Below are 16,343 nucleotides of genomic sequence, written 5' to 3' on the forward strand. Positions count from 1 at the left end.
ACGCAATGAAGATCCTCGTCCTGCACGGTCCCAACCTCAACCTGTTCGGCCGCCGCGAACCCCACATCTACGGCACCACCACGCTGGCAGAGATCGACGCCATGCTGCACAAGCTCGCGGACGAGCTCGGCGTCACGCTGGAGACGATCCAGTCGAACCACGAAGGCGTGCTGGTGGACTTCCTGCACGCGCACATCGATGATGCGCAGGGTGCGCTGGTCAATCCGGCCGGCCTCACGCAACACGGCGTTCCGCTGCATGACGCGATCAAGGCCATGCCGTTTCCGACCATCGAGGTGCACATGTCGAACATTGCGGCGCGCGAGGCCTGGCGTGCGCACTCGATCATCTCGCCGGCCGTCAAGGGCACGATCCAGGGCCTGGGGCCGCAGTCGTACCTGGCCGCGCTGCGCGCGCTGGTCGAGATGCAGGAAAGGCAACCGGCCGGTGCCTGAAGAGAGCCCCGGCGGAACACACGAAGGAGACTCCCATGAAAAGCTCGAAGCGGAAATGGCTGGCGGTGGCCGTCGCGGCATTCGCCGCACTGGCGGCGGCCGGTGCCGGTGCGCAGGTCAAGGAACGCACGCTCAAGTTCGCGTTCCAGAACCAGACCGGCCATCCGCAGGCGCAGGGCGCGCAGAAGTTCGCCGACATCGTCGCGGCCAAGTCCGGCGGCAAGATCACGGTCAAGCTGTTTGCAGGCGGCACGCTCGGCGGCGACCTGCAGACCGTGTCGGCGCTGCAGGGCGGAACGGTCGAGCTCACGGTGCTCAACGCCGGCATCCTTTCGGCGCAGGTCAAGGAGTTCGCGGTCTTCGACTTTCCGTTCCTCTTCAACAGCGGCAAGGAGGCCGATGCGGTCACCGACGGGCCCTTCGGCCAGAAGCTGATGGCCAGGCTCGATGACAAGGGCCTGCACGGGCTTGGCTACTGGGACCTGGGCTTTCGCAATCTCACCAACAGCAAGCGGCCCATCGAGAAGGCGGACGACATCGCGGGGCTGAAGATCCGCGTCATTCAATCGCCGATCTACGTCGACCTGTTCAGCGCGCTGGGCGCCAACCCCACGCCGCTGCCGTTCCCCGAGCTCTATCCGGCGCTCGACCAGAAGGCGGTCGACGGTCAGGAGAACCCGAACACCACCATCCTTGCCTCCAAGTTTGCCGAGGTACAGAAGTACATCACCCAGACGCGGCACGTCTACAACCCGCAGGCGCTCCTGGTCAGCAAGAAGACCTGGGACGGCATGAGCGCTGACGAGCGGCAGATCCTCACCGAGGCCGCCAAGGATTCGACCGTGTTCCAGCGCGCGGCCTCGCGCAGCGCCGCAGACAGCGCGCTCGAGGCGCTCAGGAAAGCCGGCATGACCGTCTCGGAACTGCCGCCGGAAGAAATGGCGAAACTGCGCGCCAAGGTGAAGCCGGTGATCGACAAATATTCCGCATCGGTGGGCGAGGCCACGGTCAAGGAGCTGATGTCGGAGATCGACAAGGTGCGCAGGTAGCTCCGAGGCAGTCCGTCTAGCGGGACGCGGCGCCGTCCAGCAATTCAATCTCCTGAAGCAGATCGGCGAGCGCCACTCGCAGGAAGTCGAGTGTGGATTCGTCATCCAGCCGGCCGTCGTGGATGCGCGTGGCGACGTTCGCAATGGCGACGTGCTGCCGCACCACGGGCCGCGCCAGCGTGGCGGCCAGGGCGTCGCGGATCTGCGCCTGCGCGCGCACGCCGCCTGCGGTGCCCGGCGATGCGGTCGCGATCAGCACGGGCTTGCCCTTGAGCGGCGAGGCGAAGCCGGGCCGCGATGCCCAATCAATCGCATTCTTCAGCACCCCGGGCATGCCGTAGTTGTATTCCGGCGAGCACAGCACCACGCCGTCAGCCTCTGCAATCGCAGCCTTGAGCCGTGCCACGGCCGGGGGCGGCGCATCGCCGTCCAGGTCGGCGTTGTAGAGCGGAATATCGTTCAGCGCAAAGAGCTCGATGGCTGCCGACGCAGGCAGCAACGGCTGCAGGCTGCGCAGCACCGCGGTGCAGTGAGAGTCGCGCCGGATGCTCCCGGAAATGCCTAGCAGGCGGATGCCAGCGATGGGGGTGCTGCGTGTCATGGTGATCCCTTGTTTCCAAAATTCCAAGTTTATGCATAAAATCAACGCCATGCACAAGCCTGAAGTCATCGCCAATGAGCCGCCGCTGGCCGAGCAGGCCTTCGCCCGTTTGCGGCAGGACGTCCTGGCCGGCACCTTCGAAGCCGGCGCCAAGCTCAAGCTCGACGAACTGCAGGCCGCCTACGGTTATTCGAGCAGCCCGCTGCGCGAGGCGCTGAGCCGCCTGGCGCAGGAAGGGCTCGTTCGCGCCGACGAGCGCCGCGGCTTCCGTGTGGCGCCGATCTCCGAAGAGGATCTGGCCGACATCACGCGCATGCGCGTGATGCTCGATGTGCCCGCGCTGCGCGAGGCCATTGCCCACGGCGACGACGCCTGGGAGGCCGACATCCTGGCGGCGTTCCACCGGCTCGAGAAGGTCGAGTCGCGCCTGAGCGACGGCCCGGTCATTCTGGACAACGACTGGTCGCAGCTGCACCGCGCCTTCCATCTCTCGCTGCTGGCCGCCTGCCCCTCGCTGCGCCAGCGCGTCTGGGGCGCGAGCCTGTTCGACCAGGCCGAGCGCTACCGGCGGTTTTCCGCGCGCCACCGGAAGACCGCGCGCCGCAAGTCGAACGAGCACAGGAAGATCATGGACGCCGCCTTGCGCCGCGATGCGGACACGGCCTGCGCGCTGCTCGAGGAACACATCCTGAGCACACAGCGCAACGTGGTCGCCGCACTCAAGGCGGCCCAGGCCGCGCAATCCTAGGGGTGCAAGGCCCCGTCACCGGAGACAGACAGCATGCTCGAGGTCGCACGACCCACGCCTTCGCATTTCGGCATCTTCGTCACCGACCTGGAGCGGATGGTGGCTTTTTATACCGAGACCTTCGACCTCACGGTCACCGACCGCGGCGTGGGCCGCACCTTCAGGAACCAGCTGGTGTTCACGAGCGCCAGCCCGGACCAGCACCACCAGCTGGTGCTGGCCTCGGGCCGGCCGCCGGAGGCGACGTTCAGCACCGTGATGCAGATCTCGTTCGTGGTGCCGAGCATCCAGCACCTGCGCGACATCTCGGCGCGCGCCGAGGCGCGCGGTGCCACCAATATCCGCGGCCTCAACCACGGCAATGCGCTCTCGGTCTACATGCTCGATCCGGAGGGCAACACGGTGGAGATCTACGTCGACACGCCGTTCTACATCGCGCAGCCGCATGGCGATCCGCTGGACCTGTCGAAGGACGACGAAACGCTCATGCGCGAGACCGAGGAGGCCTGCCGCAAGGACCCGAGCTTCATGCCGCTCGCGCAGTGGCAGGCGCAGTTCGAGTCGCGTTCGCCGGCCGCGCCCTGACGCACGCGCCTTTCACCCACCCGCACATTTCAACCGGAGTTCCCATGAAGCTTTTGTCATTTGTCCATCAAGGCCGCGAAACCTGGGGCGCCGTCGTCGGCGACGGCGTGGTCGATCTCGGCAAGGCGCGCCCGCAGCATGCAGGCCTGGTCGACTACATCGCATCGGGCGAGTACCTGCAGGCGGCGCAGCATGTCGAAGGACTGCCGATCGCGGCCAGGCTGGCCGACATCACCTTTCTTCCACCGATCCCCAAGCCCGAGAAGATCGTGTGCGCGGTGCGCAACTACATGGACCACCACCAGGAGGTGCTGGCGGCCGGCATGCAGCGCGAACTCTCCGAGCAGCCGCCGATCTTCCTGCGCGTGTGGCGTTCGCAATGTGCGCACAACCAGCCGATCGTGCGGCCGCACGTGTCCGAATCGCTCGACTGGGAAGGCGAGCTCGCCGTCATCATCGGCAAGGGCGGGCGCAACATCGCCGAGGCCGACGCCTTCGACCATGTGGCGGGCTACGCCTGCTACAACGACGGCAGCGTGCGCGAGTGGCAGTTCCATGCCAAGCAGATCGCTTCGGGCAAGAACTTCGAGTCGACCGGCGGCTTCGGCCCCTGGATGGTGACGGCCGACGAGATCGCGCCCGGCCGTGCGTTGAAACTCGAGACCCGGCTCAACGGCGAAGTGGTGCAGAGCAGCCACACGGGCCACATGATCTTCAGCATTCCGAAGCTCATCAGCTACGCGTCGACCATCTTCACGCTCGTGCCCGGCGACGTGATCGCCACCGGCACGCCGGCCGGCGTGGGCTGGAGCAAGAAGCCGCCGCGCTTCATGAAGCCGGGCGACGTGTGCGAAGTCGAGATCGAAGGCATCGGCGTGCTGCGCAATCCCATCGTCCAGCAGGACTGAGGCCTCTCGGACCCGGACCGCGGCGGCACAAGCCGCGGCCTTCATTCCACAACATTGGAGACAAGAACCATGTGGCACAGACGATCGCTCGTTGCCGCAGGCCTGGCCCTGGCCTGCGCGGCACCCTTCCACGGCCTGGCCCAGGGCTTTCCGGACAAGCCCATCAAGATCTACCAGGGCTTTGCGGCCGGCGGCAACGCCGACACCATCGCGCGCGTGGTCAGCACCGAGATGTCCAAGGGGCTGGGCCAGCCCTTCGTGGTCGAGGCCCAGACCGGCGCGGGCGGCACCATTGCCTCGGGCACAGTGGCGCGTGCCAAGCCCGACGGATACACGCTGCTGCTGGCCACGGGTGGCCATGCGGTGGCCGGCGCGCTCTACAACAAGCTCAGCTACCAGACGGTGGCGGACTTCCAGATGGTTTCGACGATCACCTACTTTCCGTTCCTCCTGGTGGTGCGGGCCGATTCGCCCTATCGCGGACTCGCCGAGATGCTTGCCGCGGCGCGTGCCGATGCACGGGGCGTATCGTACGGCTCGGCCGGCATCGGCTCCACGCATCATCTTGCGGGCGAGCTGCTGGTGAAGAGCGCGAACGTCGAGCTGCTGCACATTCCCTACCGCGGCGATGCGGCCTCGGTGGCGGCGCTGCTCGGCGGCGAGGTGCCGATGATCATCGCGCCGCCCACGGCCGTGCTCGCCAACATCAAGGCCGGCAAGCTCCGTGCGCTGGCCACCACCGGCGCGCAGCGCTGGAGCCAGATGCCCGAGCTGCCGACCGTGGCCGAGCAGGGCGTGCCCGGCTACGACGTACGCTCCTGGGCCGGCTTCATGGCGCCCGCGGGCACGCCGCGCCCGGTCGTCGACCGCCTGCGTGCCGAAACGCTCAAGGCCCTGCAGGCGCCGGCCGTGCGTGCGCGGCTCGAAGAGATGGGCGGCGAAGTGCGCGGCAGCACGCCCGAGGAAATGACCGCGATGGTGGCCACCGAACTCAAGCGGTGGACCGCCGTGGTGAACGATGCACACATCCCCAAGCAATGAGGACCCCTCCATGTCTTTGATCGACATCCGCAAGCGCAGCCTTTGCATCGAAACCATCTACCACGAGGGCGGTCCGCCGGCCGCCACGCCGCTCAGGCTGGCGGCTGCCTGCGCGGTCATCCACAACCCCTACGCAGGCCGCTACGAGCCGGACCTGCTGCCTTTCATGGCCGAGCTGCGCGCACTCGGCACGCTGCTGGCTACCGAGCTGGTCGAGACGCTCGGGCGCGACAAGGTCGAGGTCTACAGCAAGGCCGCGATCATTGGCGTGAACGGCGAACTGGAGCACGGTGCCGTCTGGCACGAAGCCGGCGGCTGGGCCATGCGCGAGGTGCTCGGCGAGCCGAAGGCGATCGTGCCCTCGGCCAAGGCAGTGGCGGCCACCGGCTACCGGCTGATGGTGCCGCTGCACTACATCCATGCCGCGTATGTGCGCAGCCACTACAACACGATGGAGATCGGCATCCAGGATGCGCCGCGCCCCAACGAGATCCTGTTCGCGCTGGTGATGGGCACGGCAGGGCGGGTGCATGCGCGCCTGGGGGGGCTCACCAAGGAAAACGTGTCCGTGCACGACGGGCAGCGATGATGAGCGCCACCATCAAGGCCGTCCAGCTCCAGGCACCCGGCGGCCCCGAGGTTCTGCAGCTCGTGGAGCTGCCGCTGCCGCAGCCGCAGGCCGGCGAAGTGCGCGTCAAGGCCATGGCCATCGGCGCCGGCGGCCCCGACGTGCTGATCCGCAACGGCACCTATAAGTGGATGCCGCCGATGCCGGCGATTCCCGGCAACGAGATGGCCGGCGTCGTCGATGCCGTCGGCCCCGGCGTCACCGCGCTGCGGGTCGGCCAGCGCGTGTTCGTGAGCGCGCGCGAGCTCGCGCAGCGCGGCGGCTGCTATGCCGAAGCCATCTGCGTGCCCGAAGCCGCGCCTTTCGTGCTCCCCGACGCGATCCGCTTCGAGGACGCCGTGAGCCTGGGCAACTTCCAGCTCGCGCTGGCCATGCTGTCGAGCAATGGCAACCTGCCCGCCCGATCGGTCCTGATTCCCGGCGCGGCCGGCGGCGTGGCCACGGCGCTGGTGCAGGTGGCCCGGGACCGCGGCCTGCGCGTGATCGGCACCGCCTCCACGCCGCAGAAGCGGGAATTCGCACAGGCCAACGGCGCGCACGAGGTGATCGAGAGCGAACCGCGGGGCCTGACCGAGAAGGTCATGCAGCTCACCGATGGGCGCGGCGTGGACCTGGCCTTCGATCACCTCGGCGGCGATCTCTTCATCGCCTGCCTGCGGGCCCTCGCGCCATTCGGCATGGCGGTCTCCTACAACATCGTCAACGGTCCGCCGACCGGCGATGTGTTCGAGGAGCTTCGGCGGCTGCTGGGCCGGAGCCTGGCCGTGCGTACGTTCTCGATTCACGCCATCGATGCCGACGCGGCGCAGCGGCGCGGCTTCATGGAGGCGGCCATCGCGCTCATGGCCGAGGGACGCGTACAGGCGCCACCGGCCACCTGCTTTGCGCTCGCGGATTCGCGTCACGCGCACGAGTTGCTCGACAGCGGAAGCGCGGTCGGCAAGATCGTGCTGCTGCCCGCCGGCTCGCCTCGTGACTAGCAGCGCGAGAATCCGCCGGGCGCAGCGGGCAGAAGAAGATCCGCACCTTGTCGCAGGACACATGGGCGCGCCGTTGGCGCGATGCAGTACGCGGCGATTCAAAGCAGCGCGTTCCTGAACAAGGATCGCCGGCTGAACGCCTTTCCCGATTCGAGAAAAACGCCCTCGCCGGTGTAGTGGATCGTCTTCGGATGCCGGGGTGAATCGGCGGCGTGGGCCTTCACCACCTCGAGGATGAAGAAGTCGTACTTGCCGACCAGGCTGCGGTCGTGAACGCGGCATTCGAAGCTCGCGTGGCATTCGCCGATGAGCGGAGCCTCCACGCGCTCGCCATCGACTGCCGTGAGGCCGAAGGCCGCGAACTTGTCGATCTCGGCGCCCGAGCTGTTGCCGATGCGCACGACTTCGTCGGTGAGCGGCCGCGCGGGAAGGTTGATCACGCACTCGCCGCTGCGGCGGATCATTTCGAAGCTGTGGTTCGCGCGCGCGATCACGCAGCCGACCAGCGAGGGCGTGAACTCGATCACCGTGTGCCAGCCCAGGGTCATGATGTTGTTCTTCCCTTGCCAGCGGGAAGACAGGAGCACGACCGGGCCCGGCTCCAGGAACCGGCGCACCTGGGAGACGGGGAAGTCCGCCTTGGTGAAGAGCTTCTTTTTCGTCATCGCGATACCGCGTCGTCGTCGCATTCGGAAATGCGAACGGTAACGCGAAACATCAGCCTCCGCTCGAAGCCGTGGCGCCCGCGCCGCGGAGAAAGCCCGCGAGCTCGCCGATCAACCGCTCGCGGCCGCGCTCGGGCCGGTCCAGATGCACATAGTGCGTGGCTCCGGGGATCGTGGCGATGCGCACGCTCGCGGCGCGGACGGCATCGCGCGCGAAGGCCTCGGCGTCTTCCGGACGGCTCCAGAAGTCCCGCTCCGAGCGGACCACCAGCACCGGCGCCGTGATGAAGGAGGCGTCGAACAGGCGCCGCCCACCGGCCTGGTAGAAGCTGTCCTCGATCGCGCCGAGCGGCGCGCGGAAGGCGGGCGGGGTGTGGCGGCCGGACTGGGGATCGCTGCGCAATGCGGCGTCGGCGTAGGCCCTGGCGATCTCGGGGGCGCGCCAGGCGGCCTTGTCGTCCGACGGAATCGAGCGGTCCCACGAAGGCAGCAGCGAGGCGGCGTCGTACCGCGCATAGCCGCCCATGGCTGGCCGCAGGCGCTCGGGGTGCGCCGGGTCCGCGTTGGGCGAGCCCGGTCCGAGCGTGGGATGCGTGGAGGCACCGCCGTACAGCGCATTGAGCGTGACCAGGCGCCCGACCCGCTCGGGCCAGAGCGATGCGTAATAGGCGGCCCACATGCCGCCCGTGGCCCAGCCGAGCAGGTTCACCTGCGCGTTCGCATGGCGGCGCGAGACCTCGCGCACCACGGCATCGATGTCGCGTACCACCTCGTTCGCGCGCGACAGCGGACGGCTTTCGCCGGGCGGCCGCTCCATGGCGGCGGGCCGGCCGGAGCCGCCATAGCCTCGCGCATCCATGACATACACGGCCGTGCCCAGCGCCGACGCCAGGTCCGCGGCCAGCGAGCCGTGGGGCACGTCGAGATCGAAGGATGCGATGCCTGGCACTCGGGCGCCGTGGATGAGGACCAGTGGCTGCGCGCCCGAGCGCTCTTCCTTTTTTGCGGTGAAGATTTCGCGCACACGAAGGGTCTGCCCGTCGAGGGTTTCGACACGGAAGTCATTGCGCGCCGGTGCCGGGCCCGCGGCATCGGCCGCGGTGGCGGCACTGAGCAACACGGCCGCCGCCAGCTGGGCGGCTGCGAGAACAGGGTTGCGAAACTGCATTCAGCTCTCCTTGCGATGAACAGTGGCCATGTTCCCGCTACCCGCGCGATATTTCCAATACCATCTTCGTGAACGAGTGATCCACCGGACGTATCGCATGATTGACCTGCGCCAATTGCGGCAGTTCGTCGCTGTCGCGGAGGAACTGAGCTTTCGCAAGGCGGCCGAGCGCCTGCACATGGCGCAGCCGCCGCTGACCGCGGCGATCCGCCACATGGAGGAAGAACTGGGAACGGTGCTTCTCGAGCGGAGCAACCGCGTCGAGCGGCTCACGCCTTCGGGGCAGGTGCTGCTCGAAGAAGCCCGGCGCACCTTGCGCCAGGCGGAACGCGCGCTGCAGCTGACGCGGCGCGCAGCGGGCGGGCTGGTTGGCTCGCTGCGCATCAGTTTCGTGGCGAGCGCGGCGCACGGCGTGCTGCCTGCGATCCTGCGCGCGTTCTCGCAGGCGCATGGCGAGGTCGATCTCGTGCTGCGCGAGGCGACCACCGCCGAGCAGCTGGCGGCGCTGCAGGACGGGCAAGCCGACATCGGCCTGGTCGTGCTGCCTTGTGCCGGGGCAGGCGATCTGGAACTGGTCCCGCTGCGCGAAGAGGCGCTGGTCGCGGCGCTACCCGATGGGCATCCGCTGGCCGTGCAGGCCGCGGTCGAATTGTCGGACCTGGCGCAGGAGCCGTGGATCCTTTTTCCGAGAAGTGCGGGACCGGGCCTGCACGAGCGCATCGTGACGGCCTGCCGAAGCGCCGGGTTCGTGCCGCGCGTGGCGCAGGAAGCCATCCAGATGGAGACCATCGCGGGGCTGGTGGCCGGCGGCGCCGGCGTGGCACTGGTCGCGCCGCCGCTGGCGGCCGCGGGGCGCGCAGGTGTGGCGTTTCGCCCGCTCGCCGGCAGGGGAACGCCGGTGGGCTACCAGCTCGCGCTGGCCTTCGCGAGGCGCACGCCGCTGGTCGATGCGTTCGTGGCGGTGGCCATGCGGTGCGAGATGCCCGGCGGCGCGGATGCGGCCGACGCGTGAACCCAGCGGAAAGTGGGCTGCTCGGTCCCGAGATGTCCGCCGCCGTGACGATCGAGCCCCGTCTCCGGCTCAGGCCTTCTCCGGCACAGCGTCGATGCACGCGCGGCCCATCCTGCCGGGCAGCCGGATCGCCAAGGCCACGAACACCACGGGCAGCCCCGCGAACAGCCAGCGCCTCCCAGCGCCGAGCCGAACACCACGCCCAGGTTGGCTGCCACTGCCGGCCAGCCATCAATTCGCCCATGACCAGACATTCGATGCTCAATATCTCCGTGGACTCCAAAATGGTTTCGCTTGATAGAGTCTCGTGGTCAGAGATTTCACTCCCTGCTGAGTTCAGCAGGATCTTGCAGCGTATTCTGCGCAACACGGTGTCGATGGCTTGAGACGCATGCGCAGGTGGCACCGCAGCCTGCGGAGCGTGCCGTGGCGTTGTACTTCCACGGCATGGTTGCTTCGGAAAGGTTGAGCGATACGCGACGGGCGCTCGTATGGATGTGTCTCAGTCCTCAGCTTCTAGATTGGATGGTCGAGTGCGCCACCTCCCATACGCGCTTCAAGCAATTTCAGTAGTGCCCGTAAGGCTGCGCTGTTGTGCCGGCGCTGCGTGTACGCTGCGTAGAGCCAGATGTCACTGGGCATGAATTCCTTGAGCACTGGGACCAGGCTGCCGCGTTCTGTGTACGGCCGAGCCAGCAATGCCGGCACACACACCGCGCCGATGCCGGCCAGTGCCGCGGCGACAAGCGTGCCTGAGTCGTTTGCATCCATGCGTCCGCAGATCGGGAGGTTGTATGGCTCCCCACCGACTTCGAACGGAATATGGGGGGCACCTGCTGACAGCGAGTAGGTGAGCACGTCATGCCATCGCATGTCGTCGGGCATTTGAGGGATGCCGCGCCTGGCCCAATAACCAGGCGTGGCGCAGAGCGTGAGTTCCACGCGTTGGAGGCGACGCACGATCAAGTTCTCGTCCCCGATGCGCCCGAACTTCAGGGCAATGTCGACGCCTTCCTCCACGAGATCGATGACGCGATTGCCAATCTGCAGGTCGATGTGGACATCTGGGTAGAGCGTGAGGAATTCGCTCAGCAGGCCCGGGAAGTCGGTTTGCACGAGCCCGTGAAGCCCGGCGACGCGCAGACGCCCGCTTGGGCGTGAGCCATGCGCCTGCAATTCGCTGTGCGTCGACTCGACCATCTCCATCAGTGGCGCGCTGCGAAGCTGGAGCAGCCTTCCAGCATCGGTCAATGTCACCGACCGCGTTGAGCGGTTCATGAGCCGTATGTTGAAGCGCGCCTCAAGCGTCGCGACATGCTTGCTTGCGCTGGCCTTGGAGATTCCCAGCTTGCCCGCTGCGCGCGAGAAGCTGCCGACGTTGGCGACCTCCAGAAAGGTCTTCAAAAGATTAAGCCCGTCCATGCTCGCACTTGCGCAGTGGAATTCCCGCTCGCCTCATATTTCCCTCGAGAAACGCTCAGGCGTGCGCTAGTGCATGGCATTCGCGAGCAGCTCATCGGCTTCCCAGCCACCCCCCAGCGCCATGAATACGGCGACTTGATCCTCTGCCAACAGGGCCGCGGATGTTGCCAGAGCGGCGTCACTGGCTGCCAGGGTGCGCTCTGCATCCAATGCTTCAAGCTGACCGCTCTTGCCGTTGACATAGAGGGTGCGCGCCTGCCGGGCGACGATGGCACTTTGATCCCGCGCGGCCAGGAGCGCAGCATGACGTTCCATCTCGTGGGCATAGACATCGAGCGCCGTTTCCACCTCGCGCAGTGCCGTCAGTACGGTCCCGTCGAAGCGGGCAGCCGCAACCCGGGTGGCCGCCTCGGCCTGCGCGATGCGAGCGCGGGCGACCCCGGTGTTGGGTAGCGTCCAGTTGATCAGCGGGCCCAGGCTGTAGCTGAGCGTTTCCCGGTTTCCAAATCTTGCCAAGAAGCCCGCCGAGCTGGCCGAGAGGCCCAGCGACACTTTGGGGTAGAGGTCGGCTGTGGCTATGCCGATGCGGGCTGTGGCGACGGCCAGGCTGCGCTCGGCCTGGCGAACGTCGGGCCGCCGGCGCAAAAGGGCCGCGCCGTCTCCGACCGGAAGCAGCCCCGCGAGGCGCGGCGGCTGCTCGCACGCGGCCACTGCCGCAGGGAAGTCGCGAGGTGCTGCGCCGGTCAGTGTTGCCAACCGGTACAACGCACCTTGGCGCTGGGCCCGAAGCGGCGGCAGCGCGGCACGCAGTTGTTCCAATTGGCCTTGCGCACGTGCAATGTCGATTTCCCCCACCTTGCCCGCTTGCTGGAGCCGCTCGGAGAGCCGGATCGCCTCCTCCTGCAGACGAACCGACTCCTGCGTGGCGCGCAAGCGATAGCCGCTTGAACATGCTTGCGCATAGGCATGTGCCACGCCGCCGGCCACGCGCACACGTACAAGATCCAACGCCGCCTGGGCAGCGCCGGTACCGGCCTCGGCGGCTTCGATGGCGCGGCGCAGTTGACCGAACAGGTCCAGTTGATACGACAAGGAGACACCCGCGCTGTATGTGCCGCGGCTGGGCGGCTCGTCGTCGCGCTGCAGCAGGCTCAAGCCCGACGCGTGCCCAAAGCCGGGCCCCCCGCTGGCTGTCAGGGTCGGCCTCTCGTTTCCGTGCACCTCGGCCGCCAGCGCCTGGTCGCGTTCCAGGTTGGCCACGGCCTGCCGCAGGTCGGTGCTGTGTTCCAGCGCCTTGGTGACCAACGCGTCCAGTTGCCGGTCGTCATAGAGCCTCCACCAGTGCGGCGGCAGAGTCGTGTCCGCCGCATCGCCACCGGCAGATCGGAAGGTGCCCGCGGAGGCGGACTGCGCGAAAGACAGGGGGACAGGGGGCACGTAGTCCGGTCCCACGGTTGGGTGGGCACAACCGGTGAGCAGTGCGCTTGCCGCCGTGGCGGCGGCCAGGAGTCGGGACATGGCGTTCATCCGCGGTTTTCCGAAGTCCGGGCAGTCTCGAGGATTTCAACGGTGACCGTCTGGCCTGCCACCAAACGCGCGCCTGAGGACGACTGATCGAGTTTCACGCGCACGGGAACGCGCTGTGCAAGCCGCACCCAGTTGAACGTGGGATTGACGCTGGGAAGCAGGTTGGCGCTGGTGCTGCGGTCACGGTCTGCGATTCCGGCCGCGATGCTTTCGACGGTGCCCTCGAGCGCCGCGGCGCCCATGGGCGTGACTCGTACGCGGTCGCCCCGACGAATCCGAGCCAGCTTGTTTTCCTCGAAGTAGCCTTCGACATAGATGGAACCCGCGTCAACCAACGCCATCACCGGGTGGCCGGCGCTCGCATAGGCGCCCTGGCGCAGGTCGAGATTGGTCACGAGCCCAGCGGTGGGTGCGCGCACCTGGGTGCGTTCCAGGTTCAACGTCGAGGTATTCAACGCGACCTGCGCCTGCCGCAACGCCGCTTCGGCCGCTTGAAGTGCGCCTTTGGCCTGGTCTACCTTCAGGTGCGACTGCTCGCGAGCTTCCAGCGAGATCAAGTCGCCCAGGTCGGAATTGCGCTGGCTCTCGCGCTGCGCCTGAGCGAGTGTGATGCGCTGGTTGCTGATCGCGATGCGCTGTGTCGCGACGGCGGCCCGGGCCTGTTCCAGCGCCAGCTCGAAGCGGGCCTTGTCCACCGAGAACAGCAAGGCACCAGCGGCAACGGACTGGTTGTCGTGCACCGCCACATTCGCGACCATGCCGGACACGTCAGGGGCGACTTGCACGACATTGGCCCGCACGCGTCCGTTGCGTGTCCACGGGGCGAGTTCATAGTGGTCCCATAAGCGCCAGCCCGCCCAGCCGGCTGCGGCCACCACCAGCACGGTGACCAACAGACGAACGACGGAACGGGCAAGACGGGAAGTCCAGATGGGCAAGGGGAGGGCGTCAGATTTCATGGATTGAAGCGGGCCGGGTTTCAAGACGAGGCGGTGGTTGCGCCGGTGAGAGAAGCCAAGGCGCAGAGCAGCAGGACGTACAGCGCAACGTCAAACAGGGCGGGGTGCCAGATCCATCGGTAGGCACCGACGATGGCCAGCAGGCGGCGCGTTGCCCAGGAGCACGGCAGCGCGCCGGCTGCCAGCAGCAAAAGCCAGGGCAACTGCACGCCAAGAAGGTTGACTTCGATCATGGTTGGAGCGCGGCGGGAGCGGTTGGAAAGAGGTTGCGTCGAAGGCCCACAAGTGCCGCGACGGCAGGCCGCTCGGCGCCCGTCATCAGGGCGTCAAGCAACAGCCGATCGATATGCGGCAGCAGCGACGCATGACGCGGTGGCGCTCCTGCCACCTGGGCGCGGAAGACGAGCGCCAATTCCCTGAAGAGGCGGCTGACCGGTTCTCCCGGAAGGCGCTCGCGATGCCGCTGCAGCGCAGCGATGTCTGCCCCCATGCGCAGTTCGCGGAGCGCGCGGTGTGCTGCGATCTGGACTGCTTCGGGACCGTCAGGAGCGACGCGCGGCGCCAACAGCGCGATCCTGTCGAGCATGCGTGAGGCAAAGGCGTCTCGGGCGGATGCGTCCTGCGGAGGGGCGGCCAGATCGGCGAGGTCGTGCCATGTCGCACGGCGTATGCGCTTGGCCGTCCAGTCACGCCCCACGCTGCGCATGAGAGCGGTGACGCGGGCCGCGATCACCGCACCCACGAACAAGGCCAGGTTGGAACTGATGAAGCTCACCCAATCGGCGGTGGCCGTATCTTGAAGGGCGAGCGTTCCGGCGACGCCGAAGAACATGCCAAGGGCCGACAAGGAACTGGCCGGTCGTGCCATGTAGCACCCGACCACCAAGAACACAGGCGCGATGCACAGCACCAGCATGCCAAAGTCATGTGCCAGCGGCATGACCCCCAGGACATAGAAAGCCGACACGGGCAACGACCACAACAGCGCCGTGATGAACTTGTGCATGGCAGGCACTGGATCGTCCATGGTGGCGAAGAAGCTGCAAAAGACTGCAGCGCCCATGGCCATGGCGGATCCCGAGGGCCAGCCCGTCGCAATCCAGAGTGCGCACGAGAGGCAGGTGCCCAACACCGCAGTGATCGCCGACCGCAGCGCGAGCCCTCTGTCCAGGTGAAGCACCCTGCGACCCAGGGCCGCGGTGCGCTGCAACGGCACCGGGTTCCCGGCAATACCAGCGTCGATATCGTTGCGCAACGTGGTGCAGGCATCCCAGTGCGCGACCAGGTCCTCCAGGCGGGTTGCCAGATCGATCCGCAGCGCGCGGACCCACGGCGAAGCGGCCGGACCGTCCGCGATGGCGCGAAAGGCGGCGCGCGCTTCGTCCACTCCCGCGTTCGTCGCGCTCGGGGCCAGCCAGCCCGAATGCTGCGCGAAGGTCGAGCCGATGTCATCCGGCACACCGCCTGTGGCGGTGCATAGCACTTGCAGGCAATCCTCCACCGCCGAGAGCTCCGGGGTCAGGGCGGCGATACGGTCTTGCAAGGCGCCGATGGCGCCCCCGCTCCAGCGCAGGGTGGTGTCAAAGGGCACATGCGTGGACAGCAGACGCAGTTGTGTGATGTCCAGGGCCAAGCGCTGGCGGTCCGCTGCAATTCGAGCGTTCTTGGCTTCGGCCGGTGCCTCGCGCAACAGGTCGGTGAGCCATTGCCGCGCATCGCCAAGTGCGCGATCCATCACGCCCAGCAGGGACGGGGCCAGACCGGCAGGAAGCGCGATGCTGTGGACCACGCTGGCACACAGGATGCCCAGCCCGATTTCAGTGACCCGTGCGACGGCCGTGTCGAACATCGCCGCGGGCGCTTCTACCAGAGGAAAGCCGATCAAAGCGGCTGAGTAGCCAGCCAGCATGAAGACGTAAGAGCGCGCGCTTCGGTCCAGCAGCGAAAGATATAGGCACAGTCCCACCCACAGCGCCAAGGCCAGCGACAGGAGTTCCGGGGACCCGGACAGCGAAGGGACGAGCACCACGGTCGCTGCGCACCCCAGCAAGGTGCCCAGAAAGCGATAGAGCGCCTTGGAGCGCACATGGCTGGCCACAGGGTGGGCCACGATGTAAGCGGTCATCATGGCCCAGAAGGGCCGGGGTAGCCCGAAGCGGCTCGACAGGTAAAGCGCAAGCATGGCGGCGACGAAGCTCTTGAGAGAAAAGAGCAACTCCTGCCGAGAGAAACGCGGCAGCGCGATCATGCTGCACCCCGAGAAATCGCGCGAGCACGCTTCCATGGGAAACGCGAGCGCAAGCGCAAACCGCCGAGGGTGATGCTGGCAAAAGCGCGAAGCCATTGATGGGCGGGGCCAGCCAGCTGTGCCAGTTCTTGCGCCGGAATCGTTGGACACAGCGGCGTGCGGAAGCGCAGCGAGATCGATTCCGGCGGGGCGCGTTCTGCGGTACAGCATGACCGGCTCACCGCGCCAATGAGCACCAGGCCGATGAGAAGAATGAGCAGTGGCAGGGCCGAAACCATTTCATTCTTGTTGCGAATCATTTTCATGCAACGATGCTAGTGACCGGCACTCGAGCCGAGAATTGCAAA

General features: G+C 67.2%; 18 protein-coding genes. 9 read left to right on the top strand and 9 right to left on the bottom strand.

Translation table 11 applies throughout. The features are described from left to right. Nucleotides 1–5 precede the first annotated feature (5 nt). Together IB278_RS25055 and IB278_RS25060 are read left to right on the top strand one after the other, a co-directional pair. On the top strand, nucleotides 6–455 hold the full coding sequence (locus tag IB278_RS25055; protein ID WP_192326233.1) for a type II 3-dehydroquinate dehydratase: 450 nt from the start codon (nucleotides 6–8) through the stop codon (nucleotides 453–455). Nucleotides 456–490: 35 nt separating this feature from the next. Continuing rightward, nucleotides 491–1,504: a TRAP transporter substrate-binding protein gene (locus IB278_RS25060; protein WP_192326235.1), complete on the top strand. Its 1,014-nt coding sequence runs from the start codon at nucleotides 491–493 to the stop codon at nucleotides 1,502–1,504. Nucleotides 1,505–1,520: 16 nt separating this feature from the next. Here IB278_RS25060 and IB278_RS25065 read toward each other — a convergent pair whose 3' ends face one another. Then, nucleotides 1,521–2,105, bottom strand: coding sequence for an NADPH-dependent FMN reductase (locus tag IB278_RS25065; RefSeq protein ID WP_192326237.1), 585 nt, complete (start codon nucleotides 2,103–2,105; stop codon nucleotides 1,521–1,523). A 31-nt stretch (nucleotides 2,106–2,136) separates the two neighbouring features. Between IB278_RS25065 and IB278_RS25070 the strand changes: the two genes are divergently transcribed. The 6 genes from IB278_RS25070 to IB278_RS25095 all read left to right on the top strand — a co-directional run bounded on the left by IB278_RS25070 (nucleotide 2,137) and on the right by IB278_RS25095 (nucleotide 6,995). Next, entirely contained in the window at nucleotides 2,137–2,853 is a 717-nt protein-coding gene (locus IB278_RS25070) for a GntR family transcriptional regulator (protein ID WP_192326239.1), read from the top strand. A 33-nt stretch (nucleotides 2,854–2,886) separates the two neighbouring features. Next, nucleotides 2,887–3,438, top strand: a complete 552-nt coding sequence (locus IB278_RS25075; protein ID WP_192326241.1) for a VOC family protein — start codon at nucleotides 2,887–2,889, stop codon at nucleotides 3,436–3,438. 44 nt (nucleotides 3,439–3,482) lie between these two features. After that, nucleotides 3,483–4,346, top strand: a complete 864-nt coding sequence (locus tag IB278_RS25080; RefSeq protein ID WP_145746310.1) for a fumarylacetoacetate hydrolase family protein — start codon at nucleotides 3,483–3,485, stop codon at nucleotides 4,344–4,346. Between the two features lie 69 nt (nucleotides 4,347–4,415). Beyond that, a complete protein-coding gene (locus IB278_RS25085; protein ID WP_225613156.1) occupies nucleotides 4,416–5,387 on the top strand; it encodes a tripartite tricarboxylate transporter substrate binding protein in 972 nt (323 codons plus the stop codon). A gap of 10 nt (nucleotides 5,388–5,397) precedes the next feature. After that, the gene (locus IB278_RS25090) at nucleotides 5,398–5,976 is read left to right on the top strand and encodes an amino acid synthesis family protein (RefSeq protein WP_192326243.1); all 579 of its coding nucleotides are present in this window, start codon (nucleotides 5,398–5,400) and stop codon (nucleotides 5,974–5,976) included. Then, nucleotides 5,973–6,995, top strand: a complete 1,023-nt coding sequence (locus tag IB278_RS25095; protein WP_192326245.1) for a zinc-dependent alcohol dehydrogenase family protein — start codon at nucleotides 5,973–5,975, stop codon at nucleotides 6,993–6,995. The genes IB278_RS25090 and IB278_RS25095 overlap by 4 nt, the downstream gene beginning before the upstream one ends. Nucleotides 6,996–7,093: 98 nt before the next feature. Here IB278_RS25095 and IB278_RS25100 read toward each other — a convergent pair whose 3' ends face one another. Further along, nucleotides 7,094–7,660 carry a flavin reductase family protein gene (locus IB278_RS25100; RefSeq protein ID WP_192326247.1) on the bottom strand — a complete coding sequence of 189 codons (567 nt, stop codon included), beginning with the start codon at nucleotides 7,658–7,660 and terminating at the stop codon, nucleotides 7,094–7,096. Nucleotides 7,661–7,712: 52 nt separating this feature from the next. Beyond that, the gene (locus IB278_RS25105) at nucleotides 7,713–8,828 is read right to left on the bottom strand and encodes an alpha/beta fold hydrolase (protein ID WP_192326249.1); all 1,116 of its coding nucleotides are present in this window, start codon (nucleotides 8,826–8,828) and stop codon (nucleotides 7,713–7,715) included. 97 nt (nucleotides 8,829–8,925) lie between these two features. On the opposite strand from IB278_RS25105, the gene IB278_RS25110 reads away from it, so the two are divergent. Next, complete coding sequence (locus tag IB278_RS25110) at nucleotides 8,926–9,840, top strand: LysR family transcriptional regulator (RefSeq protein ID WP_192326251.1); 915 nt, start codon at nucleotides 8,926–8,928, stop codon at nucleotides 9,838–9,840. 516 nt (nucleotides 9,841–10,356) lie between these two features. Here IB278_RS25110 and IB278_RS25115 read toward each other — a convergent pair. From IB278_RS25115 to IB278_RS25140, 6 genes are all read right to left on the bottom strand, one after another. Further along, a complete protein-coding gene (locus tag IB278_RS25115) occupies nucleotides 10,357–11,262 on the bottom strand; it encodes a LysR family transcriptional regulator (RefSeq protein ID WP_192326253.1) in 906 nt (301 codons plus the stop codon). Nucleotides 11,263–11,328: 66 nt separating this feature from the next. After that, complete coding sequence (locus IB278_RS25120) at nucleotides 11,329–12,789, bottom strand: efflux transporter outer membrane subunit (protein WP_192326255.1); 1,461 nt, start codon at nucleotides 12,787–12,789, stop codon at nucleotides 11,329–11,331. After that, nucleotides 12,786–13,748, bottom strand: coding sequence for an HlyD family secretion protein (locus IB278_RS25125; RefSeq protein WP_192326257.1), 963 nt, complete (start codon nucleotides 13,746–13,748; stop codon nucleotides 12,786–12,788). The genes IB278_RS25120 and IB278_RS25125 overlap by 4 nt, the downstream gene beginning before the upstream one ends. A 20-nt stretch (nucleotides 13,749–13,768) precedes the next feature. Beyond that, nucleotides 13,769–13,981: a DUF1656 domain-containing protein gene (locus IB278_RS25130; protein ID WP_192326259.1), complete on the bottom strand. Its 213-nt coding sequence runs from the start codon at nucleotides 13,979–13,981 to the stop codon at nucleotides 13,769–13,771. Then, nucleotides 13,978–15,996, bottom strand: a complete 2,019-nt coding sequence (locus tag IB278_RS25135) for an FUSC family protein (protein WP_192326261.1) — start codon at nucleotides 15,994–15,996, stop codon at nucleotides 13,978–13,980. The genes IB278_RS25130 and IB278_RS25135 overlap by 4 nt, the downstream gene beginning before the upstream one ends. Then, entirely contained in the window at nucleotides 15,993–16,301 is a 309-nt protein-coding gene (locus IB278_RS25140; protein ID WP_192326263.1) for a hypothetical protein, read from the bottom strand. Before IB278_RS25140 ends, IB278_RS25135 begins: the two co-directional genes overlap by 4 nt. Between the last annotated feature and the right edge of the window lie 42 nt (nucleotides 16,302–16,343).

The organism is Variovorax sp. VRV01 (assembly GCF_014852545.1).
GTDB classification, from domain to species: Bacteria; Pseudomonadota; Gammaproteobacteria; order Burkholderiales; family Burkholderiaceae_C; genus Variovorax; species Variovorax beijingensis_A.

Excerpts from the sequence above, each read along its gene's own strand:
- IB278_RS25055 (WP_192326233.1), top strand. The coding sequence starts at position 6 with ATGAAGATCCTCGTCCTGCACGGTCCCAACCTCAACCTGTTCGGCCGC.
- IB278_RS25060 (WP_192326235.1), top strand. The coding sequence starts at position 491 with ATGAAAAGCTCGAAGCGGAAATGGCTGGCGGTGGCCGTCGCGGCATTC.
- IB278_RS25065 (WP_192326237.1), bottom strand. The coding sequence starts at position 2,105 with ATGACACGCAGCACCCCCATCGCTGGCATCCGCCTGCTAGGCATTTCC.
- IB278_RS25070 (WP_192326239.1), top strand. The coding sequence starts at position 2,137 with ATGCATAAAATCAACGCCATGCACAAGCCTGAAGTCATCGCCAATGAG.
- IB278_RS25075 (WP_192326241.1), top strand. The coding sequence starts at position 2,887 with ATGCTCGAGGTCGCACGACCCACGCCTTCGCATTTCGGCATCTTCGTC.
- IB278_RS25080 (WP_145746310.1), top strand. The coding sequence starts at position 3,483 with ATGAAGCTTTTGTCATTTGTCCATCAAGGCCGCGAAACCTGGGGCGCC.
- IB278_RS25085 (WP_225613156.1), top strand. The coding sequence starts at position 4,416 with ATGTGGCACAGACGATCGCTCGTTGCCGCAGGCCTGGCCCTGGCCTGC.
- IB278_RS25090 (WP_192326243.1), top strand. The coding sequence starts at position 5,398 with ATGTCTTTGATCGACATCCGCAAGCGCAGCCTTTGCATCGAAACCATC.
- IB278_RS25095 (WP_192326245.1), top strand. The coding sequence starts at position 5,973 with ATGATGAGCGCCACCATCAAGGCCGTCCAGCTCCAGGCACCCGGCGGC.
- IB278_RS25100 (WP_192326247.1), bottom strand. The coding sequence starts at position 7,660 with ATGACGAAAAAGAAGCTCTTCACCAAGGCGGACTTCCCCGTCTCCCAG.
- IB278_RS25105 (WP_192326249.1), bottom strand. The coding sequence starts at position 8,828 with ATGCAGTTTCGCAACCCTGTTCTCGCAGCCGCCCAGCTGGCGGCGGCC.
- IB278_RS25110 (WP_192326251.1), top strand. The coding sequence starts at position 8,926 with ATGATTGACCTGCGCCAATTGCGGCAGTTCGTCGCTGTCGCGGAGGAA.
- IB278_RS25115 (WP_192326253.1), bottom strand. The coding sequence starts at position 11,262 with ATGGACGGGCTTAATCTTTTGAAGACCTTTCTGGAGGTCGCCAACGTC.
- IB278_RS25120 (WP_192326255.1), bottom strand. The coding sequence starts at position 12,789 with ATGAACGCCATGTCCCGACTCCTGGCCGCCGCCACGGCGGCAAGCGCA.
- IB278_RS25125 (WP_192326257.1), bottom strand. The coding sequence starts at position 13,748 with ATGAAATCTGACGCCCTCCCCTTGCCCATCTGGACTTCCCGTCTTGCC.
- IB278_RS25130 (WP_192326259.1), bottom strand. The coding sequence starts at position 13,981 with ATGATCGAAGTCAACCTTCTTGGCGTGCAGTTGCCCTGGCTTTTGCTG.
- IB278_RS25135 (WP_192326261.1), bottom strand. The coding sequence starts at position 15,996 with ATGATCGCGCTGCCGCGTTTCTCTCGGCAGGAGTTGCTCTTTTCTCTC.
- IB278_RS25140 (WP_192326263.1), bottom strand. The coding sequence starts at position 16,301 with ATGAAAATGATTCGCAACAAGAATGAAATGGTTTCGGCCCTGCCACTG.